A 24,541-nucleotide genomic window follows, 5' to 3' on the forward strand; every position below is an offset into this window, starting at 1 on the left:
ATGCCCGGATAGAGGGGTCCCCCTCAAAAAACGATATTTCCGCCCTCCCCGCCAACAACGCTACTCTCAGGAAAATATCGCTGCTCAAATCCCGGGGACTCCATGGAAAGAACCACCGTCAAACCACTTCTGCTCGCACTCGCCCTCGCCACAACCGCATCACTCGCACAAGCCGCCCAAGCCGCCACCACCCTGGTCTACTGCTCCGAAGCCAGCCCTGCCGGATTCGACCCCAGCCAATACACCAGCGGCACCGACTTCGATGCCTCGGCCGAAACCGTCTTCAACCGCCTCACCCAATTCAAACGCGGCGGCACCGAAATCGAACCCGGCCTGGCAACAAAATGGGACGTATCCGAGGACGGCCTCACCTACACCTTCCACCTGCGCGACGGCGTGAAATTCCACACCACCGACTACTTCACCCCCACCCGCGACTTCAACGCCGACGACGTGCTGTTCACCTTCCAGCGCCTGCTCGACCCGGACAACGCCTTCCGCAAGGCCTACCCCGCCGAGTCGCCGTACTTCACCGACATGGGCCTGAACACCACGATCAAAAGCATCGACAAGATCGACGACCACACCGTGCGCTTCAGCCTGAACAACGTCGACGCCGCGTTCGTGCAAAACCTCGCCATGAGCTTCGCCTCGGTGCAATCCGCCGAATACGCCGCCCAACTGTTAAAGGAAGGCAAAGCCGCCGACCTCAACCAGAAACCCGTCGGTACCGGCCCGTTCGTGTTCAAGCGCTACCAAAAGGACTCGCAAATCCGCTACGCCGCCAACAAGGCCTACTGGAAACCCGAGGACGTGAAACTCGACAACCTGATTTTCTCGATCACCCCGGACGCCGCCGTGCGCTTGCAAAAACTCAAGGCCGGCGAGTGCCAGGTCAGCGGCTACCCACGCCCGGCAGACATCGAAGTGATGGAGCAAGACCCGAATCTGAGGGTGCTCAAGCAAGCCGGTTTCAACCTCGGCTTCCTTGCCTACAACGTGACCCACCCACCGCTGGACCAGCTCAAGGTGCGTCAGGCGCTGGACATGGCCATCGACAAGCCGGCGATCATCAAGGCTGTCTACCAGAGTGCCGGGCAACTGGCGCAAAACGCCTTGCCACCGGCGCAATGGTCGTATGACCCGAGCATCAAGGACGCCCCGCACGACCCGACCAAAGCCCGCGCGCTACTGAAAGAAGCGGGAGTTGCTCCCGGCACCACAATTAATCTGTGGGCCATGACCGTGCAGCGCGCCTCCAACCCCAATGCGCGGATGTCGGCACAGATGATCCAGCAGGATTGGGAGAAAGTCGGGATCAAGGCCAACATCGTCAGCTATGAATGGGGCGAATACATCAAGCGCGCCAAGAACGGTGAGCATGACGCAATGATCTACGGCTGGACCGGCGACAACGGTGACCCGGATAACTGGCTCGGCGTGCTCTACAGCTGCGCTGCGGTGAAAGGTAGCAACTACGCCAAATGGTGTGACCCGGTCTACGACAAACTGGTGCAGCAAGCCAAGGTGTCCACGGACAAACAACAGCGGGTCAAACTGTACCAACAGGCCCAGCAAATCCTTAAACAACAAGTACCTATCACACCCATTGCCAACTCGACGGTGTTCCAGCCACTGCGCAAGGAAGTCACCGACTTCAAGATCAGTCCGTTTGGCCTCACACCGTTCTATGGCGTGGGTATAAATAAGTAACACCAGGCTCCAACCGGGTGCGTCAACCGCCCCGGTCGCCCCTTATCGGTGCACGACTTGCACCGTAAAAAACCTGCGCAAACGGTCAAATACATCAGTTTTTACACATATGCGACATTAAGGTACGTTCGTGCCACTCTTTAGGACTTGTGGCCATTCCGGATCTTGCATTGGGTACGGCCCCTGCATAAGTATCCGCAGGTCGACTCACGAGGTCGTCCTCTAATCCAAAAATGACAACAAATCATGAGGCCACCATGCTTAAACACGCGGTCATTCCGTTTTTAGTCGGCGCAAGCCTGTTAGCCAGTGCACCTTTCGCCCAAGCGGCGTCTAACCTGGTGTTCTGCTCCGAAGGAAGCCCGGCCGGTTTCGACCCAGGTCAATACACCACCGGAACCGACTTCGACGCCTCTGCAGAAACCATGTTCAACCGCCTGACCCAGTTCGAGCGCGGCGGCACCGCCGTGATTCCTGGCCTGGCGACCAAGTGGGACATTTCCAGTGACGGCCTGACTTACACTTTCCACCTGCGTGAAGGCGTCAAGTTCCACACCACCCCGTATTTCAAGCCGACGCGTGAGTTCAACGCCGACGACGTGCTGTTCACCTTCAATCGCATGATTAACAAGGATGACCCGTTCCGTAAGGCGTACCCGACCGAATTCCCGTACTTCACCGACATGGGGATGGATACCAACATCACCAAGATCGATAAAGTCGACGACCACACCGTCAAGTTCACCCTCAAAGACGTAGACGCCGCGTTCATCCAGAACATGGCCATGAGCTTCGCCTCGATCCAGTCCGCCGAGTACGCTGCCCAGCTGCTCAAGGAAGGCAAGGCTGCCGACATCAACCAGAAACCGATCGGCACCGGCCCGTTCGTGTTCAAGAGCTACCAGAAAGACTCCAACATCCGCTACACCGGGAACAAGGACTACTGGAAGCCTGATGACGTGAAGATCGACAACCTGATCTTCGCCATCACCACCGACCCGTCGGTACGCATCCAGAAGCTGAAGAAGAACGAGTGCCAGATCACTCTGTTCCCGCGTCCAGCCGACCTGAAGGCGCTCAAAGAAGATAAAACTTTGAAGATGCCTGAGCAGGCTGGTTTCAACCTGGGCTACATCGCCTATAACGTGATGGACAAGGTCAAGGGCAGCAACGAGCCGAACCCGCTGGCCGACCTGCGCGTTCGTCAGGCGCTGGACATGGCCGTCAACAAGCCGCAGATCATCGACTCGGTTTATCAGGGCGCAGGCCAACTGGCCGTCAACGCCATGCCGCCGACCCAATGGTCCTACGACACCACCATCAAGGATGCCAAGTACGATCCTGAGAAAGCCAAGCAGCTGCTCAAGGAAGCCGGCGTCAAGGAAGGCACCGAAATCGTTCTGTGGGCGATGCCGGTACAGCGTCCGTACAACCCGAACGCCAAGCTGATGGCTGAAATGCTGCAGTCCGACTGGAAGAAGATCGGCCTGAACGTGAAGATCACCAGCTACGAATGGGGCGAGTACATCAAGCGCTCCAAAGGCGGCGAGAACCAGGCGATGATCATCGGCTGGAGCGGCGACAATGGTGATCCGGACAACTGGCTCAACGTGCTGTTCGGCTGCGACTCGCTGAGTGGCAACAACTTCTCCAAATGGTGCGACAAGAAATTCGACGGCCTCGTCAAGGAAGCCAAACGCACCACCGATCAGGCCAAGCGCACCGAACTGTACAAACAGGCGCAACACGTCCTCAAAGATGCTGTTCCAATGACACCTATCGCTCACTCGACGGTGTTCCAACCCATGCGCGCCAACGTGCAGGACTTCAAGATCAGCCCATTTGGCTTGAACTCCTTCTACGGCGTCAGCGTCAGCAAATAAGAAAAGGCAGCGGCGACGTTTTCAGTGTCGCCGCTGCTTTTTTCTGCCGAGAAGTTAGGAATTTGCCTACATCCAAATCCGCTGTCTGACGCAGCCAGGGGTTAGGACGCGTTGCCTTTTCCTACGAGTCTTTAGGACTCAGCGCATTTACTGCCAGACCCACGGCACCTACCGTCGGGTTCTGACCAGTGACTGTGTGGGCTATCGGTTTGCTGCCCGTATTGGTTTGAGCTCAATGCCGCCACAACGTCCCCGGACGGGATCGCGGCGCATTGAATAACACTACAAAAAGAGGGAGCGTCATGCGCCATTCCTTGGTTTTATCCGCATTGCTGGGCACCGGCCTGCTGGCCGCCACTTCCATCAGCCAGGCCGCCAATAACAGCCTGGTGTTCTGCTCCGAAGGCAGCCCCGCCGGTTTCGACACCGCGCAGTACACCACTGCGACCGATAACGACGCCGCCGAGCCGCTGTACAACCGTTTGGCAGAGTTTGAAAAAGGCGCCACCAATGTCGTGCCAGGCCTGGCAACCCGCTGGGATATTTCCGAGGACGGCCTCAAATACACGTTTCATCTGCGTGAAGGGGTGAAGTTTCACACGACCAAATACTTCACGCCGACTCGCGATTTCAACGCCGACGACGTGCTGTTCACGTTTAATCGCATGCTCGATCCGCAGCACCCGTTCCGTAAGGCTTATCCGACCGAGTTCCCGTATTTCAACGGGATGAGCCTGAACAAGAATATTGCCAAGGTCGAAAAGACCGGGCCGCTGACCGTGGTGATGACGCTCAACAACGTCGACGCCGCGTTCATCCAGAACATCGCCATGAGCTTCGCCGCCATCCTTTCGGCCGAATACGCCGACCAGTTGCTGGCGGCCGGCAAGCCGAGCGAGATCAACCAGAAGCCGATCGGCACCGGGCCGTTCGTGTTCAAGAGCTACCAGAAAGACTCCAACATCCGTTACAGCGGCAACAAGCAGTACTGGGACCCGAGCCGGGTCAAGCTCGACAACCTGATTTTCGCCATCAATACCGACGCCTCGGTGCGCGTGCAAAAGCTCAAGGCCAATGAATGCCAGATCACCCTGCACCCGCGCCCCGCCGACGTAACCGCACTGAAGAATGATCCGAAACTGCAGCTGATCGAGAAACCCGGCTTCAACCTTGGTTACATCGCCTATAACGTCCGGCACAAACCTTTCGACCAGCTCGAAGTGCGCCAGGCGCTGGACATGGCGGTGAACAAGCAAGGCATTCTCAACGCCGTCTATCAAGGCGCCGGTCAACTGGCGGTCAATGCCATGCCACCGACCCAGTGGTCCTATGACGACACCATAAAAGACGCCACCTACAACCCGGAAAGAGCCAAGGAACTGCTCAAGGCCGCCGGCGTGAAGGAAGGCACCGAAATCACCCTCTGGGCCATGCCGGTCCAGCGTCCGTACAACCCCAACGCCAAGCTGATGGCCGAAATGCTCCAGGCGGACTGGGCGAAGATCGGCCTCAAGGTCAAGATCGTCAGCTACGAATGGGGCGAGTACATCAAGCGCACCAAGAACGGCGAGCACGACATCAGCCTGATCGGCTGGACCGGTGACAACGGCGACCCGGACAACTGGCTCGGTACGCTGTACAGCTGCGACGCCATTGGCGGCAATAACTACTCCATGTGGTGTGATCCGACCTACGACAAGCTGATCAAGCAGGCCAAGGTCGTCACCGATCGCGACCAGCGCACCGTGCTCTACAAACAGGCGCAGCAGTACCTCAAGCAGCAGGTGCCGATCACGCCGGTCGCCCACTCGACGGTCAACCAGCCGTTGAGCGCCAAAGTCGAAGGATTCAAGGTCAGCCCCTTCGGTCGCAACGTGTTCTCGGGCGTCAGTATCGACCAATAACCAATTAGCCAGAAACGCTGGGGGGCGGATTCCGCCCTCACGCAAGCGTATTGCCGTAATTCGTCAAATCGGCCTGCAGCAAACGTTTGCGAAGCCTGAATGAGTTCTAAACCAAATAGCCGGATCACCAAAAAAGACCGGCATTAAAAAAAGAAAGAAAGGAGCTTCACACATGAAACTGAGCAGCACCGCGTTATTGGCCTTGGCCATCAGCAGCGTGACCGCCACGGCTTACGCAGAGTCCCAGAGCCAGGCGTTCACCCCGGTTACCGTGAATGAGAAAAGTGCTCAGAGTGAAGCCACTGGCTTCGTCGAAGGGCAGTCGATCACCGGTAGCACGCGTAACTGGTATGCCAACGAGCAACTGAAACGTGGCGGCACGTTCAGCTACAAGAAAGACGGTGTATCAACCCCGACTGATCGTCGTATCAACTGGGTTCAGGGCACCATCCTCAAGTACAACTCCGGCTTCACTCAAGGCACCGTAGGTTTCAGCACCGAAGTGGCGGCCTACAACGCCATCGCTCTGGATCGTGATCGCAAGGATCTGGCGTCCAACAACGGCGGCGCACCGGGAACCCGTCCTGGCGCGGGCAACAACCGTACCCTGACCGAAGAAGGTGGTGACGCCGTCGGCCAGTGGAGCAAACTGGGCCTGGCCAACGTCAAGGCCCGTGTCTCCAACACTACCCTGACCGCTGGCCGCATGAACTTCAGCAGCCCGATGGTCGATGTCATCGGTAACCGTGCGCTGCCTTCGAGCTTCGAAGGTGTGGCCATCCACAGCGAAGAGCTGAACAACCTGGCTTTCGACCTGGCCACCTTCGATCGCAACTCTCCGCGTACCGAAGAAAGCCAGCGTAAATTCCGCACCGAATACGCCAACGGCATCGTTGAAACCGATCACATCTACACCGGCGGTATCACCTACACCCCATTCGCCAGCCTGACCACCAGCCTCTGGGCGACCCAAGCCGAAGACATCTGGAACCAGTACTACTTCGGCGCCAGTCATGTGCTGGGCGACAGCCAGGTCCTGAGCCTGACCACCAGCCTGAACTACTACAAAACCCAGGAAGAAGGTAAAGCCCTCATAGGCAAAATCGACAACGACACCTACTCCCTGTCGTTCGGCCTGACCCACCAGGCCCACAGCCTGACCTTCTCCTACCAGGAAGTGAACGGTAACGAGTACTTCGACTACCTGCACGAAACCAACGGCATCTACCTGGCCAACTCCCTGCTGTCGGACTTCAACGGCCCGAACGAGAAGTCCTTCCAGATTGCCTACGGTCTGAACATGGCCGAATACGGCGTGCCAGGTCTGAAGTTCAACATCTACCAGGCACGTGGCTGGGGCATCGACGGTACTCACTACACCGGCAATGAAGGCGTAGCAGGCAAGGGTTACGACGGTATCCAGGCCCAGGATGGCGAAACCCATTACGAATACGGTATCGGTGCGACCTACGCCCTGCAGAGCGGCCCGCTGAAGGCCACCACTGTTCGCGCAACCTACACCGCGCACCGTGCCAGCGAAAACCAGGCGGATGGCAGCATCAACGAGTTCCGTCTCGTGACCACCATCCCGTTCAACATTTTGTAAAACGCACGCCGACGGCTGACTCATGACGAGTCGGCCGTCCGGTTTTTTCCTGTTCAACCGATTGCAGAGGGTTCTTGATGAAAATGCTTCCCCTACGAGCGGCCATCGCTGCCGCATTGCTGAGTGTCGCTGTTGGCGTCTCGGCCAAACCCTTGGTGGTCTGTACCGAAGCCAGCCCGGAAGGCTTCGATATGGCCCAGTACACGACTGCAGTCACAGCCGACGCAGTGGCCGAAACCATCTTCAATCGCCTGGCGGACTTCAAGCCCGGCACCACTGAAGTGATTCCGGCGCTGGCCGAATCCTGGGACATCAGTGAAGACGGCCTGACCTACACGTTCCACCTGCGCAAAGGCGTCAAGTTTCACACCACCGATTACTTCAAGCCGACCCGCGACATGAACGCCGACGACGTGGTCTGGAGCTTCCAGCGTCAGCTGGACCCGAATCACCCATGGCACAAGCTGTCGAGCGTGGGCTTCCCGTACTTTGAGAGCATGGGCTTCAAGGAACTGCTCAAAAGCGTAGAGAAAGTCGACGACAACACGGTCAAGTTCACCCTGACCCGCCGCGAAGCGCCGTTCCTGGCCGACATTGCCATGGCCTTCTCCTCGATCTACTCCGCCGAGTACGCCGATCAACTGCTCAAGGCCAACAAGACCGGCGACCTGAACAACAAACCGGTCGGTACCGGCCCGTTCATCTTCCAGCGTTACGCCAAGGACGCCCAGGTGCGCTTCAAGGCCAACCCGGACTACTTCCGTGGCAAGCCACCGGCTGATGCGCTGGTCCTGGCGATTGCCACCGACAACAACGTGCGCCTGCAAAAGCTCAAGGCCAACGAGTGCCAGATCGCGCTGTATCCAAAACCGGATGACATCCCGAGCATCAAGAAAGACACCAACCTGAAGGTTGATGAACTGAACGCGATGACCGTCTCCTATGTCGCCATGAACACCTCCCGCAAGTACATGAGCGACGTGCGGGTGCGCAAAGCCATCGACATCGCGTTCGACAAAGAGGCCTATGTCAACGCGCTGTTCGGCAAAGGCAATGCGACGGTGGCGGTCAACCCGTACCCGGACACCCTGCTGGGCTACAACCATAAACTGACCAACCCGCCTCGCGACCTCGACAAGGCTCGTGCCCTGCTCAAGGAAGCCGGGGTACCGGAGGGCACCGTGTTCACCCTGTTCACCCGTAACGGCGGCGGCCCGACCAACCCTAATCCGATGCTCGGCGCACAAATGATGCAGGCAGATCTGGCCAAGGTCGGCATCAAGGTCGATATTCGTGTCATGGAATGGGGCGAGATGCTCAAGCGCGCGAAGAACGGCGAACACGATATGGTGTCCGCCGGTTGGGCAGGCGATAACGGCGACCCGGATAACTTCCTGACGCCTATGCTCAGTTGTGAGGCCGCCAAGAACGGCGAAAACTACGCTCGCTGGTGCAATGAAAAGTTCCAGGCGCTGATCGACGAAGCACGGGCCAAAGTGAACCCGGCTGAACGCACGGCGCTCTACGAACAGGCCCAGGACGTTTTCAATCAGGACCAGCCATGGATCAGCATGGCGCACACCCGCATGTTCACTGCAATGCGCACCAACGTAGAGGGTTATCACATTAGCCCCCTCACCACTAACAACTTCGCCACCACCCAGGTGAAGTAGATAAGAAACGCCCGGCATCGCTGACCCCAGCGATACCGGGCATGCCTAACCGGCTGATGAGGTACCACACAAGATGTTTAGTTTTATTGCCCGCCGATTGGGGTTACTGATCCCCACGTTCTTCGGCATCACCTTGTTGACTTTCGCGTTGATCCGCATGATTCCTGGCGACCCCGTGGAAGTGATGATGGGCGAACGTCGGGTCGACCCCGAAATGCATGCTCAGGCAATGGAACGCCTAGGTCTGAACAAACCGCTGTATGCCCAATACCTGGATTACATTGGCAAACTGGCCCACGGCGATCTCGGCGAATCCCTGCGTACCCGTGAAAGCGTCTGGACCGAGTTCAGCTCTCTATTCCCCGCGACCCTGGAACTGGCCTCGGCCGCCATGTTGTTCGCCGGCATCCTGGGCCTTCTGGCCGGGGTGATCGCGGCACTCAAGCGAGGGTCCCTGTTCGACCATGGGGTAATGGGTGTCTCCCTGGCGGGATACTCGATGCCGATCTTCTGGTGGGGCCTGATCCTGATCATGTTCTTCTCGGTGAGCCTGGGCTGGACCCCGGTATCCGGGCGGATCGACCTGCTCTACGACATCGAGCCACGCACCGGTTTCATGCTCATCGATACGTTGCTGGCCGATGACGTCGGAGCGTTCTTCGATGCCCTGCATCACCTGATCCTGCCAGCCATCGTGCTCGGCACCATCCCGCTGGCGGTGATTGCGCGGATGACCCGCTCGTCGATGCTCGAAGTGCTGCGTGAAGACTACATCCGCACCGCCCGCGCCAAAGGCCTGTCGCCATCGCGCGTGGTATTCGTGCACGGTCTGCGCAATGCGCTGATTCCAGTACTGACCGTGGTCGGCCTGCAAGTCGGCACGCTGCTGGCCGGCGCGGTCCTGACCGAAACCATCTTCTCCTGGCCCGGCATCGGCAAATGGCTGATCGAAGCCATTGGCGCACGGGACTATCCCGTGGTGCAAAACGGCATCCTGTTAATCGCCTGCCTGGTGATTCTGGTCAACTTCGTAGTGGACATCCTCTACGGCTTTGCCAACCCACGCATCCGTCATCAGCGCTGAGATCAATGACCATGACCACTCTCACTACACCGGTAGCAGTCGATCAAAGCCTGCTGTATCCGTCGCCCTACAAAGAATTCTGGCATGCGTTCTCCAGGAACAAAGGCGCTGTCGCCGGCCTGATGTTCATGCTGCTGGTGATTTTCTGCGCGATCTTCGCCCCATGGGTCGCACCGCATAACCCGAGCGAACAGTACCGCGACTTCCTGCTGACCCCGCCCTCCTGGCTGGAAAGCGGGCATATCCAGTTCCTGCTGGGTACCGATGAACTCGGTCGTGACCTGCTGTCGCGTTTGATTCACGGCTCGCGCCTGTCCCTGCTGATCGGCTTGTCATCGGTGGTGATGTCGCTGATTCCAGGCATCCTGATGGGACTGTTCGCCGGGTTCTTCCCGCGCGTGCTCGGCCCGACCATCATGCGTCTGATGGACATCATGCTGGCCCTGCCGTCCCTGCTGCTGGCGGTGGCAATTGTCGCCATCCTCGGCCCTGGCCTGATCAACACCATTATTGCCATCGCCGTGGTTTCGTTGCCGTCCTATGTTCGTCTGACCCGCGCCGCGGTGATGGGCGAATTGAACCGCGACTACGTGACCGCCGCGCGCCTGGCCGGTGCCGGTCTGCCTCGCCTGATGTTCGTCACCGTGCTGCCCAACTGCATGGCGCCGCTGATCGTTCAGGCCACCTTGAGTTTCTCCTCGGCGATTCTCGATGCCGCGGCACTGGGCTTCCTCGGCCTTGGCGTACAACCGCCAACCCCTGAGTGGGGCACCATGCTGGCTTCGGCTCGCGACTACATCGAACGCGCCTGGTGGGTGGTGAGCTTGCCTGGTTTGACCATTTTGCTCAGCGTGCTGGCAATCAACTTGATGGGCGACGGCCTGCGCGATGCGCTGGACCCGAAACTCAAGAACGCCGCCTGAGGAGATTCAAATGTCACTGTTAGAAATCAAGAATCTCAACGTTCGCTTCGGCGACGCCAACGCCGTTCCGGTGGTCGATGGTCTCGACATATCCGTGGAAAAGGGCGAAGTGCTGGCCATCGTTGGCGAGTCGGGTTCCGGCAAGTCCGTGACCATGATGGCGCTGATGGGCCTGATCGAGCGTCCGGGGATCGTCACCGCCGACGCCCTGAATTTCGACGGCAAGAACATGCTCGCGCTCAGCAACCGTCAGCGTCGACAGATCGTCGGCAAAGACCTGGCCATGGTCTTCCAGGACCCGATGACCGCGCTGAACCCGAGCTACACCGTGGGCTTCCAGATCGAAGAAGTGCTGCGCCTGCACCTGAAAATGTCCAGGAAGGACGCTCGCAAGCGCGCCATCGAACTGCTGGAAAAAGTGGAAATCCCCGGCGCCGCCAGCCGTATGGATGCCTACCCGCATCAACTCTCCGGCGGCATGAGCCAGCGTGTTGCAATCGCCATGGCGATTGCCGGCGAACCAAAACTGCTGATCGCCGACGAACCGACCACCGCACTCGACGTAACGATTCAGGCGCAGATCATGGACCTGCTGCTGGCCCTGCAGAAAGAGCAGAACATGGGCCTGGTGCTGATTACTCACGACCTCGCGGTCGTGGCCGAAACCGCCCAGCGCGTGTGCGTGATGTACGCCGGCCAAGCGGTTGAAGTCGGTCAGGTGCCACAACTGTTCGACATTCCGGCGCACCCGTACAGCGAAGCGCTGCTCAAGGCCATTCCAGAACACAGCCTGGGTGCTGCGCGCCTGTCGACGCTACCGGGCATCGTTCCCGGTCGTTACGACCGTCCGCAAGGTTGCCTGCTGTCGCCGCGCTGCCCGTACGTGCAAGACAATTGCCGCACCCAGCGTCCAGCCCTTGACCAGAAAAGCAACAGCCTCGCCCGCTGCTTCTACCCGTTGAACCAGGAGGTGGCGTAATGGCCGTCGTACTTACCGCCCGCAACCTGACCCGTCACTACGAAGTGTCTCGCGGCCTGTTCAAGGGTCATGCGACCGTACGCGCCCTCAACGGTGTGTCGTTCGAACTGGAAGCCGGCAAGACCCTCGCTGTCGTGGGTGAGTCCGGTTGCGGCAAATCCACCCTGGCCCGTGCCCTGACGTTGATCGAAGAGCCATCCTCCGGCTCATTGAAAATCGCCGGGCAGGAAGTCGCCGGCGCCGACAAGGCTCAGCGCAAGCAACTGCGCAAAGATGTACAGATGGTGTTCCAGAGCCCGTACGCGTCGTTGAATCCACGGCAGAAAATCGGTGATCAACTGGCTGAACCGCTATTGATCAACACCAACCTCAGTGCCGCCGAACGTCGCGAGAAAGTCCAGGCGATGATGAAGCAGGTGGGCTTGCGTCCCGAGCACTACCAGCGCTATCCGCACATGTTCTCCGGCGGTCAGCGCCAGCGGATCGCCCTGGCCCGCGCGATGATGTTGCAGCCGAAAGTGCTGGTGGCGGACGAACCGACCTCGGCGCTGGACGTGTCGATTCAGGCGCAGGTACTCAACCTGTTCATGGATTTGCAGCAAGAGTTCAACACCGCCTACGTGTTCATCTCCCACAACCTGGCGGTGGTACGCCACGTTGCCGATCACGTGATGGTGATGTACCTCGGCCGTCCGGTGGAAATGGGCCCGAAAGAGGACATCTACACCCGTCCCCTGCACCCGTACACCCAGGCGTTGTTGTCGGCGACGCCGACCATTCACCCGGATCCGGACAAGCCGAAAATCAAGATCGTCGGCGAACTGCCAAACCCGCTGAACCCGCCGTCCGGCTGCGCCTTCCACAAGCGCTGCCCGTACGCGACCGAGCGCTGTGCCATCGAAGAGCCGGCCCTGCGTCTGCTCAACACTCGCCAGGTGGCTTGCCACTACGCCGAGCAATTCCTCGACGGCGCGGCCTGAAAAAAACGCGCCCCGGTGCCGGGGCGCGCTTTTGCTGAGTTAACCAAACCCCTTCTGCCCCGACTGCGCATCAGTCAGGCAGAAGGGGTTTTCTTTTGCCTGTCATTCAGGCTCAAGTGTCGTCTTCGTTGCTGTCCGGGTCGTCGGTCGAGTCATCATCGTTCGAGCTACCCGATTCCGATGCGGCGAGCATCAGCTCGCTGTGCACGCCTTGCCCGCTCCAGGCCTGTTCATCATGGTTCGTGCACTCCGCCCACGCCGCTGACGTGCCGAGGGATAGCATCACCAAAACCTTCAGCAGCAACACTATGCGTTGAATAATGCTCATAGCCGATTCCATCCTTTCTTGGGTGAAGCATGGGTGCCGGAATGGCGCAGAGAGAAATTTAGCGCGATTCTCCAGATAGGACGCTAACGAAGGTCGGGAAATGCCGTGAGAAGGGAGATTGGTTTCGAATAATGCCTATAACCAGATCAACTAAGTGATGCGGGCTCGCCGAGCACGGAAGGAAGAACCCTGTCGCACCCGGACAACCGAGTCGCTTCAGTGCGGTACACAGCCCAGACAATAAAAAGCCCCGAGACTCGCGCATCGGGGCTTTGGGGTTTGCAACTCAGCGCTTAGTGATGCTCACGCGTCGCACGGAATTTCACGTCCGGCCAGCGCTCTTCCATCAGTGCCAGGTTGACCCGGGTCGGGGCCAGGTAAGTCAGGTGACCGCCGCCGTCGAGGGCGAGGTTTTCCACGGCCTTGTTGGTGAATTCCTCAAGCTTCTTCTTGTCGCCGGACTCGATCCAGCGCGCGGAATACACGGTGATCGGCTCGTAGGAGCACTCGACCTTGTATTCCTCTTTCAAACGGCTGGCGACCACATCGAACTGCAGCACACCGACGGCGCCGAGAATGATGTCGTTGCTGCGCTCGGGGAAGAACACCTGGGTGGCGCCTTCTTCGGCCAGTTGCTGCAAGCCTTGACGCAGTTGCTTGGATTTCAGTGGATCGCGCAGGCGTACGCGACGGAACAGTTCCGGGGCGAAGTGCGGGATGCCGGTGAAACCCAGGGTTTCGCCTTCGGTGAAGGTATCGCCGATCTGGATGGTACCGTGGTTGTGTAGGCCGATGATGTCGCCGGCGAACGCTTCTTCCAGTTGCTCACGCTCGGAGGAGAAGAAGGTCAGCGCGTCGCCGATCCGCACGTCCTTGCCGGTGCGCACATGGCGCATCTTCATGCCCTTTTCGTATTTGCCGGAGCAAATGCGCATGAAGGCGATGCGGTCGCGGTGTTTGGGGTCCATGTTCGCCTGGATCTTGAACACGAAACCACTGAACTTCTCTTCCACCGGCTCGACGGTGCGCTCGTTGGCGACACGGGCCAATGGTTGCGGTGCCCAGTCGACCACAGCGTCGAGCACGTGATCGACACCGAAGTTGCCCAGCGCGGTACCAAAGAACACCGGGGTCAGTTGGCCGTCGAGGAATTCCTGTTGATTGAATTCGTGGCAGGCGCCCTGCACCAGTTCCAGCTGCTCGATGAAACGCTCGTACTCGTCACCCAAGTGCGCGCGCGCTTCATCGGAATCGAGCTTCTCGATGATTTTGGTTTCGGTGCGCTCATGACCGTGGCCGGCGGTGTAGACGATGATGTAGTCGTCGGCGAGGTGATAAACACCCTTGAAGTCGCGGTAGCAACCGATCGGCCAGGTGATCGGCGCGGCCTTGATCTTCAGGACCGCTTCGATTTCGTCGAGCAGTTCGATCGGGTCGCGGATGTCACGGTCGAGTTTGTTGATGAAGCTGACGATCGGCGTGTCACGCAGACGGCAGACGTCCATCAGGGCGATGGTCCGTGGTTCTACACCCTTACCGCCGTCGAGGACCATCAATGCCGAGTCCACCGCAGTCAGGGTGCGGTAAGTATCTTCGGAGAAGTCTTCGTGGCCCGGGGTGTCGAGCAGGTTGATCATGTGGTCGCGATACGGGAACTGCATGACCGACGTGGTAATGGAAATACCCCGTTGTTTTTCCATTTCCATCCAGTCGGAGGTGGCATGGCGGTCGGACTTGCGAGATTTCACCGTGCCGGCAACCGCAATCGCCTTGCCCATCAGCAAGAGCTTCTCGGTGATGGTGGTCTTACCGGCATCGGGGTGGGAAATAATGGCGAAAGTGCGGCGTTTCGCGACTTCGGCGGCCTGTTTGGTCATGGGAAATCGCCTGGCGGTGATTCAAAAAAGGGCGGCGAGTATAGCTTAAAAAGTGATCTACGGACCACCACGCACAGGAGCTGCCGATGGCCGTAATCAGCGCGGGCAGCTCCTTCTTGGTGGCTAAATGCTGCTGATTATGGAACCTTTTAAAAGCTGGAGACGTCCACTCCCCTGTTACGACCCATCGTCAGGGGCTGAAAAATCAGCAAGTTAGCCTGACGAGGCTGCGCTTATGGCTCTATCTCATGCGGTTTCATCAGCATGAAGAGCTGCTTCTCGCGAACGTTATTTTCCCGGCAGCCAGGAATGGCATGCCACACGGGACTGCGTTCGCCGACTGAAAAAAGGAGTCTGCCTGTGGCTATTCGCTATGGCAAAGGGCTGACAGGAGGTGCGGTTGTCGTCGCTCTTCTGGCCCTGCTGGTCCACTGGATTGGCATCAACACGATCGAACAGTACCGCGACGATTTGTTGTTTTACCTGCAAGCTCATCTGATTCTTGTCCTCGCTTCCATGCTGGCTGCCCTCGTTGTGGGCATCCCCGCCGGCATCGTTTTAAGCCGCCCGCCCCTGGTGGGACGCGCCGAACGCTTCATGCAGATCTTCAACATCGGCAACACCGTGCCGCCGCTCGCCGTACTGGCCATCGCCCTGGGCATCCTCGGCATCGGCAGCGGTCCGGCAATCTTCGCTCTGTTCCTGGCTTCGCTGTTGCCGATCGTGCGCAACACCTATGAAGGGCTGAAAAACGTTCAGGGTTCGCTCAAGGAAGCCGCCGTCGGCATCGGCATGACCCCGACTCAGGTGCTGTGCCGGGTCGAACTGCCGAACGCCGTGCCAATCATCATCGGTGGAGTGCGCGTGGCATTGGCGATCAACGTCGGGACCGCGCCGCTGGCGTTCCTGATTGGCGCCAACAGCCTGGGCAGCCTGATTTTCCCCGGCATCGCCCTGAACAATCAGCCGCAACTGCTGCTCGGCGCGGCCTGCACCGCCCTGCTGGCCTTGCTGCTCGACGGACTGGTGACACTCGCCAGCCGCCTCTGGCTCGAACGCGGCCTGCGCCCGTCTTAAGCCTCGGCAAAGGAATTCTCATGAAGACATCAAGCTTTTTACTAGGCTGCGTTCTGCTGTTCGCAGGAATCGCCCAAGCCGCTGAAAAACCCGTGATCCGCATTGGCGCCCGGGTGTTCACCGAACAAACCCTGCTGGCGGAAATCACCTCCCAATACCTGCGCACCAAGGGTTACGACACCCAGGTAACCGGCGGCCTGGGCAGCAATCTGGCCCGCAGTGCTCACGAAAGCGGCCAACTGGACATGCTCTGGGAATACACCGGCGTCTCGCTGGTGGCTTACAACCATGTCACTGAAAAACTCGACAGCGCGCAGTCCTACGCCCGGGTGAAAGAACTCGACGAGAAAAAAGGCCTGATCTGGCTGACTCCGTCGAAATTCAGCAACACCTACGCCCTGGCCCTGCCGGAAAAAACCGCGAAGGCTTACCCGCAGATCAACACCATCAGCCAGTTGAACGAGGTGTTGCAAGCCGAGGCGAAGACTAATCACCTCGTCGCTTTGGACACCGAATTCGCCAACCGTTCCGACGGTCTGGGCGGCATGGTTGATCTCTATGGCATGAACCTGACCCGCAATAACATTCGCCAGATGGATGCCGGGCTGGTCTACACCGCCCTGCGCAACGGCCAGGTGTTCGCCGGCCTGGTCTACACCACCGACGGTCGCTTGAACGCCTTCAAACTCAAGCTGCTCGAAGACGACAAGCATTACTTCCCCGATTACACCGCCGCGCCGGTGGTGCGCCAGGCCTACCTCGAAGCCCACCCGAAACTCGCCGAAGAGCTCAAGCCACTGGCCGAACTGTTCGACGACGCCACCATGCGCCAGCTCAACGCACGGGTCGATGTCGATCACGAAAGCCCTTCATCCGTTGCCGCCGATTTCCTGCGCCAGCATCCACTGCTGTCTGTTCAATAAGGCAGAGGAGAAAAAGACATGGAATTTCTCAACGCCTTTTCCCATCTCGATTGGCCGCTAGTGCTGCACCTGACCTGGCAGCACATCACCCTGGTTGGCATCGCGGTAACGCTGGCGATTCTGGTCGGCGTGCCGCTGGGCATCCTGATGACCCGCTTCCCGACATTGGCCGGCCCGTTGCAAGCCAGCGCCACGGTTTTGCTGACCGTGCCGTCGATTGCGCTATTCGGCCTGCTGTTGCCGTTCTATTCCAGGTTCGGCCAGGGCCTGGGCCCGATGCCGGCAATCACCGCCGTGTTTCTCTATTCGCTGCTGCCGATCATGCGTAACACCTACCTGGCGCTGACCGGCGTGGAACCCGGCATTCGCGAAGCCGCCCGGGGTATCGGCATGACCTTCGGTCAGCGCCTGCGCATGGTCGAACTGCCGATTGCCGTGCCGGTGATCCTCGCCGGTGTCCGCACCGCCGTAGTGATGAACATCGGCGTGATGACCATCGCCGCCACCATCGGCGCCGGTGGCCTCGGTGTACTCATCCTCGCTTCCATCAGCCGCAGCGACATGTCGATGCTGATCGTCGGCGCGGTGCTGGTCAGTCTCCTGGCCATCTTCGCCGACCTGCTTCTGCAATGGCTGCAACGCACGCTGACTCCAAAAGGACTGCTCAAATGATCGAACTTCAAAACCTCAGCAAGACCTTCCAAAGCAACGGCAAAGATGTGAAAGCCGTGGACTCGGTGAGTCTGACCGTCAATGAAGGCGAGATCTGCGTGTTCCTCGGGCCATCGGGCTGCGGCAAGAGCACCACGCTGAAAATGATCAACCGGTTGATCAAACCGACTTCGGGCAAGATCCTGATCAACGGCGAAGACACCACCGACCTCGACGAAGTGACCCTGCGCCGCAACATCGGTTATGTGATCCAGCAGATCGGTCTGTTCCCGAACATGACCATTGAGGAAAACATCACCATCGTTCCGCGCCTGCTCGGCTGGGACAAACAGAAATGCCACGACCGCGCCCGCGAGTTGATGAGCATGATCAAGCTTGAACCCAAGCAATACCTGACTCGCTACCCCCGTGAATTGTCCGGCGGCCAACAACAGCGGATCGGTGTGATTCGAGCGCTGGCGGCGGATGCGCCGCTGTTGTTGATGGACGAACCGTTCGGCGCGGTCGACCCGATCAACCGCGAAATGATCCAGAACGAGTTCTTCGAAATGCAACGGGCGCTGAACAAGACCGTGATCATGGTCAGCCATGACATCGACGAAGCCATCAAGCTCGGTGACAAAATCGCGATTTTCCGCGCCGGCAAGCTGTTGCAGATCGACCACCCGGACACCTTGCTCGCGCATCCGGCGGACGATTTTGTCAGCAACTTCGTCGGCCAGGACAGCACGCTCAAACGCTTGCTGCTGGTGAAGGCTGAAGATGCGGCGGACAACGCGCCGTCGGTGAGCCCGGAAACCCCGGTGGCCGAAGCCCTGGAATTGATGGACGAACTGGACCGGCGCTACGTAGTGGTGACCTGTGCCGAGAACAAGGCCTTGGGCTACGTGCGCCGTCGCGACCTGCATCGCCAGACAGGCACCTGCGCGCAATACCTGCGCGAGTTCAACGCCACCGCGGCGTACGACGAGCATTTGCGCATCCTGCTGTCGCGCATGTACGAGTTCAACCGCTCGTGGCTGCCGGTGATGGATGCCGAGCGGGTGTTTCTGGGGGAAGTGACTCAGGAATCGATTGCGGAATATTTGAGCTCCGGCAAGTCCCGTGGGGGCAAGACCAGCATTGTTTCGCCAGCGGAAACTGCGTTGGCCTGACTTGTATGAGGTTCTAGTGCTTTTGTGGCGAGGGAGCTTGCTCCCGTCCGGCCGCGAAGCAGTCGTGAAGTCAGCCGATGCGATCCTTCTGAATAACCGCATTGCCTGATTTTGGGGGCGCTACGCGCCCCAGCGGGAGCAAGCTCCCTCGCCACAAAAGCCAAGCAAGCTCCCTTCTAAAATCCTTGTCTTGGGAACATCACACTGTCACGCAGGTCGGTTACATCAGTAGCTGTCAGGGACCGCACGACGGAAGCGTGCAAAAACGCGACATTTTTTGTTGATCTCAAGCCCCTCACGCCCTAAAGTTCGCGCCGAACGTCCATGCTGGAAACGATCCATCCGGCTCAAGTACTGACGACGAGACAGCAAGGCCAAGGGAAGCACCGCCTCCCATGGCCTTTTTGCTTTCGGCGACATGCCTTGGGAAGTAGGCGAACCAAAGTGGGGATACGGAGGGCGTTCATTTGCACCCATTGATAATTTCAGTTTGCCAGTAGGAGTTCCCAGCATGTCGATCAACGTCGAAGACTATTTCGCGCGCGAAACCTTCCAGAAAATGAAGGCCTTCGCCGACAAACAAGAAACCCCGTTCGTGGTGATCGACACCGCGATGATCGCCCAGGCCTATGACGACCTGCGTGCCGGTTTCGAATTCGCCAAGGTCTACTACGCGGTCAAGGCCAACCCGGCCGTGGAAATCATCGACCTGCTCAAAGAGAAAGGCTCGAGCTTCGACATCGCCTCGATCTATGAGCTGGACAAAGTGCTGAGCCGTGGCGTCAGCGCCGACCAGATCAGCTACGGCAACACCATCAAGAAATCCAAAGACATTCGCTACTTCTACGACAAGGGCGTGCGCCTGTACGCGACCGACTCCGAAGCCGACCTGCGCAACATCGCCAAGGCCGCTCCGGGCTCGAAAGTCTACGTGCGTATCCTGACTGAAGGCTCGACCACTGCCGACTGGCCTTTGTCGCGCAAATTCGGCTGCCAGACCGACATGGCCATGGACCTGCTGATCCTGGCTCGTGACCTGGGCCTGGTGCCATACGGCATCTCGTTCCACGTCGGTTCGCAGCAGCGCGACATCAGCGTCTGGGACGCGGCAATCGCCAAGGTCAAAGTGATCTTCGAACGCCTGAAAGAAGAAGACGGCATCCACCTGAAGCTGATCAACATGGGTGGCGGCTTCCCGGCCAACTACATCACCCGCACCAACAGCCTGGAAACCTACGCTGAAGAAATCATCCGCTTCCTGAAGGAAGACTTCGGCGACGACCTGCCGGAAATCATCCTGGAGCCGGGCCGTTCGCTGATCGCCAACGCCGGCATTCTGGTCAGCGAAGTGGTGCTGGTGGCGCGTAAATCCCGTACCGCTGTAGAGCGTTGGGTGTACACGGATGTGGGCAAGTTCTCCGGCCTGATCGAAACCATGGACGAAGCCATCAAGTTCCCGATCTGGACCGAGAAGAAAGGCGAGATGGAAGAAGTGGTCATCGCCGGCCCGACCTGCGACAGCGCCGACATCATGTACGAAAACTACAAGTACGGTTTGCCGCTGAACCTGGCCATTGGTGATCGTTTGTACTGGCTGTCGACCGGTGCGTACACCACCAGCTACAGCGCCGTCGAGTTCAATGGCTTCCCGCCGCTGAAATCGTTCTACGTGTAAGCACTGCACGCAGAAATCAAAAAGCCCATGACGTGTCATGGGCTTTTTTGTGCCTGCGCTGATCGCTCCCACACGGGGGCGTGGGAACGATCTATCCTGGCGTCAGCTCTCGAGCACGCTGTTGATACTCGGTAGCCAGCCCATGAATTCTTGGATCGGTCGACGTCAATAGCGCCTTGTTCGCCACCCGCAAGAAATTCAAATTCCCGCCGTCCAAGGCCTTGCGTAACCAGACCAACGCCTCGTCGACCTTACCTTCATCCGCCAACATCGCCGCATAACTGAACTGACCGCGAAAATCCCCTCCTTCAGCCGAGCGTCGATACCAGTCACGGGCAGCGTGCGGATCTGCCGGGCAATCGCGCCCCTCTTCCAGGTATCGCCCCAGCAGGTTCATCGACTTTGCGTGGCCCAATTCAGCGGCATGCCGATAGAGATTCAGCGCTTGCGCCTGATCCTCGACCACCCCGCGCCCGGTAGCCAGCAGATTGGCGTAGTTGTACATCGCCCAATCCAGTCCTGCCTCGGCGGCGAGGCGATAATGCCCCGCGGCGCTCGTGGCGTTGGCGGTGCACCCCCAGCCATGTTCATGGCAACGACCAAGCATGTTGCGCGCCATCAAGTGCCCGCGCTGAGCCGCAATCTCGAACCAGCGCAGCGCCAGCGGCTGATCCCGCTCGATACCCCGCCCGTCCAGCAAAATCTGTCCCAGCAAGGCCTGGGCATCCAGCACACCTTCACGGGCGGCGATCAGAATCGCCTGGGCTGCGCGCGCCGGGCTTTCCTCCAGCATGGCCTTGAGGCGATCACCGTCGAGGACTTCCTCGCGGCGCAATTGATAACTCATACCTCGACCCAGCGACGCAACAGGTTGTGGTAAGTACCGGTCAGGCGGATCAATGAAGGATGGTCGGGCATGTCCTGGGTCAGTTGCTGAATCGCCCCGTCCATCTCGAACAGCAAAGCGCGCTGGTTGTCTTCACGCACCAGGCTTTGCGTCCAGAAAAACGATGCGTAGCGGGTTCCACGCGTGACGGCGTTGACCTTGTGCAGGCTGGTGCCGGGATACAGGACCATATCGCCGGCCGGCAATTTCACGCGCTGAGTGCCGAAGGTGTCCTGGATTTCCAGTTCGCCGCCGTCGTAATCCTCCGGGTCACTGAAGAACAGCGTCGCCGACAGGTCGGTGCGCACCCGCTCGATGCTGCCCTTGGGCTGACGCACGGCATTGTCGATATGGAAGTCGAAACTGCCACCGGCCGTGTAACAGTTCAACAACGGAGGGAAGACCTTGTGCGGTAATGCCGCTGACATGAACTGCGGATTTTTCCACAACCGCTCGAGCATCGCCGCACCGATTTCCTTGGTCAACGGATGTCCTTCAGGCAATTGCAGATTGTGCTTGGCCTTCGCCGACTGATAACCGGCGGTAATTTTGCCATCGGCCCAATCCGCCTGCGCCAGGGCCTCGCGAATGCGCTGCACTTCTTCTTTCGCGAACACGCCGGGAATGTGCAACAACATGGAAAGACACCTGAAAGCAAAGGGACGTTAATGGTATTGATTCTTATTACTTATGTAAAACCCAAGAGACGAATGAAACCGCAAAAACCGTAAAGGCAAATTGTAAAGAATGTAAATTCGCTGCGAATAGCAACGTTTCGCAATTGATACAGATACGTATTTACTCTACATTCCGCGACCTCAAATCCTTGGGGAGGGGAATTCACATGTCACGCCAACAACCACAATCAACGGTCAGTTCACCGCGTTTGCTCGCGTCTGCAATTGGCGTGGCGATCACCGCCGGCTCTGCGGGCCACATGGTTTTCGCGGCCGAGAAGACCGACGAAAAAGCACCCGGCAATGCCATATCCCTGGACGCCACCAGCGTTGTAGGCGAGCAGGATGACACCTCCTACAAGACCGATACCTCGGCCTCCAAGAAGTACACCGCGCCACTGCGCGAGACGCCGAAAAGCGTCACCGTGATCCCGCAACAAGTGATTCGCGACACCGGCGCCACCAGCCTGGTCGACGCCCTGCGCACCACGCCGGGCATCACTTTTGGTGCCGGCGAGGGTGGCAACCCGGCCGGTGATCGTCCGATCATTCGCGGCTTCAACGCCGAAAGCGACGTGTTCATCGACGGCATGCGCGACGTGGCGTCCCAGAGCCGCGAGATCTTCAACGTTGAATCGATCGAAGTCAGCAAGGGCCCAGGGTCGGCCTTCACCGGCGCCGGTTCCACCGGTGGCAGCCTGAACCTGGTGAGCAAGACCGCCAAGCTGGGCAATGCCTACAACGGCGGCTTCACCTGGGGTTCGGACCAGACCAAGCGCACCACCCTCGACCTGAACCAGCAAATGACCGACACCTCGGCGTTCCGGCTGAACCTGATGAAGCACGAAGCCAACGTCGCCGGGCGTGATGCCGTGGACGTCAGTCGCTGGGGCGTGGCACCGTCCTTCGCCTTCGGCCTGGGCACCGACACCCGCTTGACCGTCGGCTACTACCACGTCGAAACCGACGACATGCCCGACTACGGCATCCCGTTGACCCTGAGCTCCAACCGCAGCAAGTACAACGTCGACAAGCCGGCCAACGTCAACCGCGACAACTTCTACGGCCTCACCGGCCGCGACTATCGCCAGACCAGCAACGACAGCGGCACGATCAAGCTCGAGCACGATCTGAACGATAGCCTGACCGTGTCGAACAGCTTTCGCATGTCCCGTTCAACCCTGGACTACATCGTCACCAACCCTGACGACAGCAAGGGCAACGTGGCCAACGGCAGTGTCTACCGTGGCGCGAAGAGCCGTAACTCGACGTCCAGCGGCTGGATCAACCAGACCGACCTGAGTGCCAAATTCAACACCGGCGCCATCGAGCACAGCCTGGTGAGCGGTCTGGAGTTTTCCTATCAGGACACCCACAACCGCCCGTACCTCCTGACTTCCAGCGCCAGCGGTACCCAGTGCAACCGTGCCCTGTTCAACTCCGGCGACTGCACCAGCCTGTACAACCCGACGCCTGGGGATAACTGGAACGGCACGATCACCGACAGCAACGCCTTCACCGACACCGACACCAAGACCGCCGCGGCCTACGTGTTCGACACCCTGAAGTTCAACGAGCAATGGTCCCTGAACCTGGGCCTGCGCTATGACAACTACCAAGTCGAATCCAGCGGTTTCGCCAACGCCAGCAGCACGGCTCCAGCGGGCAGTTTCTCCCGTCAGAACACCAGTGACCTGGTGAACTACCAGATCGGCGTGGTCTACAACCCACTGCCAAACGGCAGCCTCTATGCCGCCTACTCGACGTCCAGCAACCCGGCCGGCGAAACCAGCGGCAACGGTGGCCTGGAACTGGCGGCGAACAACAGCAGTCTGGACCCGGAAAAGAACCGCAACTACGAGGTCGGCACCAAGTGGGACTTCTTCGGTGACGACCTGTCGCTGACCGCCGCACTGTTCCGCACCGAGAAAACCAACGCGCGTATCAACGATCCGGACGGCGGCACCACCCAAGTGCTGGACGGCGAACAGCAGGTCAATGGCCTGGAACTGACCTACACCGGCAAGCTGACCCGTAACTGGCGAGTCTTCGGCGGCTACACCTACATGGACAGCGAAGTGGTCAAAACCACCCTCGCCGCCGATGAAGGCAACCACATGCCAAGCACCCCACGGAACAACTTCACGTTCTGGTCGACCTACGACCTGGTGCCGGACAAGTTGACCGTCGGTGCCGGTGCGACCTTCGTCGATTCCCAGTTCGGCAACGTCGCCAACTCGGTGGAGATTCCGTCCTACTGGCGTTACGACGCGATGGCCAGCTACCGCCTGACCAAGAACGTCGACCTGCAACTCAACGTACAAAACCTGACCGACAAGCGTTACTTCGACCAGGTATTCCAGACGCACTACGCCCACGTGGCGCCGGGCCGCACTGCTCTGTTGAGTGCCAACTTCCACTTCTGATAACAGAAGCGTGAAGACCAAAGCGCTTGGACAAAAGCCCCGTTCATCAAAGTGAACGGGGCTTTTACGTGTAAAAAAGAATGCTTCTCGACAACTCACGG

Annotated in this window: 19 protein-coding genes; 15 read left to right on the forward strand and 4 right to left on the reverse strand. The window is 59.1% G+C overall.

The window, feature by feature from the left end; all coding sequences use genetic code 11:
- The first annotated feature begins 102 nt into the window (after positions 1-102).
- The 9 genes from AC1DIS_RS12615 (at position 103) to AC1DIS_RS12655 (ending at position 12,745) form a co-directional block, all read left to right on the forward strand.
- Positions 103-1,713 carry an ABC transporter substrate-binding protein gene (locus AC1DIS_RS12615; protein WP_477744038.1) on the forward strand — a complete coding sequence of 537 codons (1,611 nt, stop codon included), beginning with the start codon at positions 103-105 and terminating at the stop codon, positions 1,711-1,713.
- A 257-nt stretch (positions 1,714-1,970) separates the two neighbouring features.
- Positions 1,971-3,596, forward strand: a complete 1,626-nt coding sequence (locus AC1DIS_RS12620) for an ABC transporter substrate-binding protein (protein WP_018929520.1) — start codon at positions 1,971-1,973, stop codon at positions 3,594-3,596.
- A 302-nt stretch (positions 3,597-3,898) separates the two neighbouring features.
- Positions 3,899-5,500 (forward strand): ABC transporter substrate-binding protein, encoded by a 1,602-nt coding sequence (locus AC1DIS_RS12625; RefSeq protein ID WP_258613114.1) that lies wholly within the window; start codon positions 3,899-3,901, stop codon positions 5,498-5,500.
- Between the two features lie 172 nt (positions 5,501-5,672).
- A complete protein-coding gene (locus tag AC1DIS_RS12630) occupies positions 5,673-7,106 on the forward strand; it encodes an OprD family porin (RefSeq protein ID WP_477744039.1) in 1,434 nt (477 codons plus the stop codon).
- A 77-nt stretch (positions 7,107-7,183) separates the two neighbouring features.
- Positions 7,184-8,779, forward strand: a complete 1,596-nt coding sequence (locus tag AC1DIS_RS12635) for an ABC transporter substrate-binding protein (protein WP_018929517.1) — start codon at positions 7,184-7,186, stop codon at positions 8,777-8,779.
- A gap of 73 nt (positions 8,780-8,852) precedes the next feature.
- Positions 8,853-9,863, forward strand: coding sequence for an ABC transporter permease subunit (locus tag AC1DIS_RS12640; protein WP_018929516.1), 1,011 nt, complete (start codon positions 8,853-8,855; stop codon positions 9,861-9,863).
- Between the two features lie 11 nt (positions 9,864-9,874).
- A complete protein-coding gene (locus tag AC1DIS_RS12645; protein ID WP_064621194.1) occupies positions 9,875-10,786 on the forward strand; it encodes an ABC transporter permease subunit in 912 nt (303 codons plus the stop codon).
- A gap of 10 nt (positions 10,787-10,796) precedes the next feature.
- Positions 10,797-11,765, forward strand: a complete 969-nt coding sequence (locus tag AC1DIS_RS12650) for an ABC transporter ATP-binding protein (RefSeq protein WP_064616156.1) — start codon at positions 10,797-10,799, stop codon at positions 11,763-11,765.
- Positions 11,765-12,745, forward strand: a complete 981-nt coding sequence (locus tag AC1DIS_RS12655) for a peptide ABC transporter ATP-binding protein (protein ID WP_477744040.1) — start codon at positions 11,765-11,767, stop codon at positions 12,743-12,745. Before AC1DIS_RS12650 ends, AC1DIS_RS12655 begins: the two co-directional genes overlap by 1 nt.
- A gap of 112 nt (positions 12,746-12,857) precedes the next feature.
- On the opposite strand, the gene AC1DIS_RS12660 is transcribed toward AC1DIS_RS12655, so the two are convergent.
- Positions 12,858-13,073, reverse strand: a complete 216-nt coding sequence (locus AC1DIS_RS12660; RefSeq protein ID WP_018929513.1) for a hypothetical protein — start codon at positions 13,071-13,073, stop codon at positions 12,858-12,860.
- 293 nt (positions 13,074-13,366) lie between these two features.
- On the reverse strand, positions 13,367-14,950 hold the full coding sequence (locus AC1DIS_RS12665; protein ID WP_064616153.1) for a peptide chain release factor 3: 1,584 nt from the start codon (positions 14,948-14,950) through the stop codon (positions 13,367-13,369).
- 360 nt (positions 14,951-15,310) lie between these two features.
- Here AC1DIS_RS12665 and AC1DIS_RS12670 point away from each other — a divergent pair, with 360 nt between their 5' ends.
- The 5 genes from AC1DIS_RS12670 to AC1DIS_RS12690 all read left to right on the forward strand — a co-directional run bounded on the left by AC1DIS_RS12670 (position 15,311) and on the right by AC1DIS_RS12690 (position 20,451).
- Positions 15,311-16,027, forward strand: coding sequence for an ABC transporter permease (locus AC1DIS_RS12670; RefSeq protein WP_086946000.1), 717 nt, complete (start codon positions 15,311-15,313; stop codon positions 16,025-16,027).
- Between the two features lie 20 nt (positions 16,028-16,047).
- On the forward strand, positions 16,048-16,950 hold the full coding sequence (locus AC1DIS_RS12675; RefSeq protein WP_477744041.1) for a glycine betaine ABC transporter substrate-binding protein: 903 nt from the start codon (positions 16,048-16,050) through the stop codon (positions 16,948-16,950).
- Positions 16,951-16,968: 18 nt separating this feature from the next.
- Positions 16,969-17,622, forward strand: coding sequence for an ABC transporter permease (locus AC1DIS_RS12680; RefSeq protein ID WP_018929509.1), 654 nt, complete (start codon positions 16,969-16,971; stop codon positions 17,620-17,622).
- Positions 17,619-18,776, forward strand: coding sequence for an osmoprotectant ABC transporter ATP-binding protein OsmV (locus AC1DIS_RS12685; RefSeq protein ID WP_018929508.1), 1,158 nt, complete (start codon positions 17,619-17,621; stop codon positions 18,774-18,776). Before AC1DIS_RS12680 ends, AC1DIS_RS12685 begins: the two co-directional genes overlap by 4 nt.
- Before the next feature lie 511 nt (positions 18,777-19,287).
- On the forward strand, positions 19,288-20,451 hold the full coding sequence (locus AC1DIS_RS12690) for a type III PLP-dependent enzyme (protein ID WP_018929507.1): 1,164 nt from the start codon (positions 19,288-19,290) through the stop codon (positions 20,449-20,451).
- Between the two features lie 91 nt (positions 20,452-20,542).
- On the opposite strand, the gene AC1DIS_RS12695 is transcribed toward AC1DIS_RS12690, so the two are convergent.
- Both AC1DIS_RS12695 and AC1DIS_RS12700 read right to left on the reverse strand, forming a co-directional pair.
- Positions 20,543-21,298, reverse strand: coding sequence for a tetratricopeptide repeat protein (locus tag AC1DIS_RS12695; protein ID WP_018929506.1), 756 nt, complete (start codon positions 21,296-21,298; stop codon positions 20,543-20,545).
- Positions 21,295-21,975, reverse strand: a complete 681-nt coding sequence (locus tag AC1DIS_RS12700) for a Fe2+-dependent dioxygenase (protein WP_018929505.1) — start codon at positions 21,973-21,975, stop codon at positions 21,295-21,297. Before AC1DIS_RS12700 ends, AC1DIS_RS12695 begins: the two co-directional genes overlap by 4 nt.
- Positions 21,976-22,181: 206 nt before the next feature.
- On the opposite strand from AC1DIS_RS12700, the gene AC1DIS_RS12705 reads away from it, so the two are divergent.
- Complete coding sequence (locus tag AC1DIS_RS12705; RefSeq protein WP_477744043.1) at positions 22,182-24,440, forward strand: TonB-dependent receptor; 2,259 nt, start codon at positions 22,182-22,184, stop codon at positions 24,438-24,440.
- The last annotated feature ends 101 nt before the right edge of the window (positions 24,441-24,541 follow it).

The sequence above is a fragment of the Pseudomonas sp. 05N433 genome (assembly GCF_056396925.1).

Coding starts and splice junctions, on each gene's coding strand:
- AC1DIS_RS12615 (WP_477744038.1), top strand. CDS start 103: ATGGAAAGAACCACCGTCAAACCACTTCTGCTCGCACTCGCCCTCGCC.
- AC1DIS_RS12620 (WP_018929520.1), top strand. CDS start 1,971: ATGCTTAAACACGCGGTCATTCCGTTTTTAGTCGGCGCAAGCCTGTTA.
- AC1DIS_RS12625 (WP_258613114.1), top strand. CDS start 3,899: ATGCGCCATTCCTTGGTTTTATCCGCATTGCTGGGCACCGGCCTGCTG.
- AC1DIS_RS12630 (WP_477744039.1), top strand. CDS start 5,673: ATGAAACTGAGCAGCACCGCGTTATTGGCCTTGGCCATCAGCAGCGTG.
- AC1DIS_RS12635 (WP_018929517.1), top strand. CDS start 7,184: ATGAAAATGCTTCCCCTACGAGCGGCCATCGCTGCCGCATTGCTGAGT.
- AC1DIS_RS12640 (WP_018929516.1), top strand. CDS start 8,853: ATGTTTAGTTTTATTGCCCGCCGATTGGGGTTACTGATCCCCACGTTC.
- AC1DIS_RS12645 (WP_064621194.1), top strand. CDS start 9,875: ATGACCACTCTCACTACACCGGTAGCAGTCGATCAAAGCCTGCTGTAT.
- AC1DIS_RS12650 (WP_064616156.1), top strand. CDS start 10,797: ATGTCACTGTTAGAAATCAAGAATCTCAACGTTCGCTTCGGCGACGCC.
- AC1DIS_RS12655 (WP_477744040.1), top strand. CDS start 11,765: ATGGCCGTCGTACTTACCGCCCGCAACCTGACCCGTCACTACGAAGTG.
- AC1DIS_RS12660 (WP_018929513.1), bottom strand. CDS start 13,073: ATGAGCATTATTCAACGCATAGTGTTGCTGCTGAAGGTTTTGGTGATG.
- AC1DIS_RS12665 (WP_064616153.1), bottom strand. CDS start 14,950: ATGACCAAACAGGCCGCCGAAGTCGCGAAACGCCGCACTTTCGCCATT.
- AC1DIS_RS12675 (WP_477744041.1), top strand. CDS start 16,048: ATGAAGACATCAAGCTTTTTACTAGGCTGCGTTCTGCTGTTCGCAGGA.
- AC1DIS_RS12680 (WP_018929509.1), top strand. CDS start 16,969: ATGGAATTTCTCAACGCCTTTTCCCATCTCGATTGGCCGCTAGTGCTG.
- AC1DIS_RS12685 (WP_018929508.1), top strand. CDS start 17,619: ATGATCGAACTTCAAAACCTCAGCAAGACCTTCCAAAGCAACGGCAAA.
- AC1DIS_RS12690 (WP_018929507.1), top strand. CDS start 19,288: ATGTCGATCAACGTCGAAGACTATTTCGCGCGCGAAACCTTCCAGAAA.
- AC1DIS_RS12695 (WP_018929506.1), bottom strand. CDS start 21,298: ATGAGTTATCAATTGCGCCGCGAGGAAGTCCTCGACGGTGATCGCCTC.
- AC1DIS_RS12700 (WP_018929505.1), bottom strand. CDS start 21,975: ATGTTGTTGCACATTCCCGGCGTGTTCGCGAAAGAAGAAGTGCAGCGC.
- AC1DIS_RS12705 (WP_477744043.1), top strand. CDS start 22,182: ATGTCACGCCAACAACCACAATCAACGGTCAGTTCACCGCGTTTGCTC.